1 protein-coding gene is annotated in these 916 nt (G+C 78.7%); it reads left to right on the top strand.

Annotated elements, in window-relative coordinates:
- Positions 1–146: 146 nt before the first annotated feature.
- A partial coding sequence (locus EF903_RS33080; RefSeq protein WP_148142670.1) for a serine/threonine-protein kinase occupies positions 147–916 on the top strand: 770 nt, incomplete at its 3' end.

Raw genomic sequence — 916 nt, 5'->3', positions numbered from 1 at the left:
CAGCCGCCGGCACCGCGCCCCCACCCCGGCCCGCGCCGGCCCGGCGTCCCCCCGCACCGCCTGGACGGCCACCTCGCGGGCCAGCGCCTCGGCCCGGGCGCGCCACACCACGAGCAGCCGGTAGCGGCCCGCTGGGCCGCGGCGGCATGGGAGTCGTGTGGCGCGCCAGGGACGAGGTGCTGGCCCGCGAGGTGGCCGTCAAGGAGGTGCGCGCGCCCGCCGGGCTGGACGGCGCCGAGGTCGGGCGGCTGTACCGGCGGTTGGAGCGGGAGGCCTGGGCCGCGGCGCGGGTGGCGCACCGCGGCGTCGTCACGGTCTACGACGTGGTGACCGAGGATGGCCGGCCGTGGATCGTGATGGAGCTGGTCCGCGGGCTGTCGCTGGCCGACGTGCTGGAGGCGGAGGGTCCGCTCGCCCCGCAGCGCGCCGCGCACGTCGGCGAGCAGGTGCTGGCGGCGCTGCGGGCGGCGCACGCGGCGGGCGTGCTGCACCGGGACGTCAAGCCGGCCAACGTGCTGCTGGCCAACGACGGCCGGGTGGTGCTGGGCGACTTCGGCATCGCCCGGCTGGAGGGGTCGGCGGCGATCACGGTGACCGGTGAGGTGGTCGGCTCCCCCGAGTACATCGCGCCGGAGGTGGCGCTCGGCGAGGAGCCCGGCACGGCCTCGGACCTGTGGTCGCTCGGAGTGACCCTGTACACGGCCGTGGAGGGCGCCTCGCCCTTCCGCCGCGAGTCCGCGCTGTCGACGCTGCGGGCGGTGGTGGAGGGCGAGCCTGCCGAGCCCCGGCGGGCCGGGGCGCTGGCACCCGTGCTGGAGGGGCTGCTGTGCAAGGACCCGGGTGGGCGGCCGTCGGCGGAGGAGGCGGCCCGGATGCTGCGGATCGTCGGCGCGGGTGGTGCGGTGCGGGATCCGGG

This window comes from Streptomyces sp. WAC05292 (assembly GCF_003949955.1).
Lineage (GTDB): Bacteria > Actinomycetota > Actinomycetes > Streptomycetales > Streptomycetaceae > Streptomyces > Streptomyces globosus.
This window is presented reverse-complemented; position numbering and strand designations above follow the sequence as displayed.